Source organism: uncultured Paracoccus sp. (assembly GCF_947496875.1).
Classification (GTDB): Bacteria; Pseudomonadota; Alphaproteobacteria; order Rhodobacterales; family Rhodobacteraceae; genus Paracoccus.
This window is the reverse complement of sequence record NZ_CANMEH010000103.1, coordinates 1-276: the sequence shown is the minus strand read 5'-3', so window position 1 is coordinate 276 and position 276 is coordinate 1. Positions and strand designations below refer to the sequence as shown.

Genomic DNA, 276 nt, shown 5'->3' with positions numbered 1-276 from the left:
CCTCGAACAAAACGATGAATGGGCCGTTCAGCGCGCCCGCTACATGACGCTGGAAACCATCGCGCCGATGGGCGATGGCGCCCCGGACGTCTTCCGCTCCATCCGGCACCGGTTCCCTTTGCTGCGCCATGTTCGCCGATGGCGGCTATGCCGGGGATAAGCTGAAGGCAACGCTCAGCGGCCGCGGCGACCGGACGCTCGAGATCATCGAGCGTTCCGACACCGCGAGTGGGTCGAGGTTCTGCCGCGTCGACGGGTCGTCGAGCGAACATTCGC

1 pseudogene is annotated in these 276 nt (G+C 65.9%); it reads left to right on the top strand.

Annotated elements, in window-relative coordinates:
- Positions 1-73: 73 nt before the first annotated feature.
- A pseudogene (locus Q0938_RS19300) lies at positions 74-276 on the top strand (transposase); the annotation flags it as partial.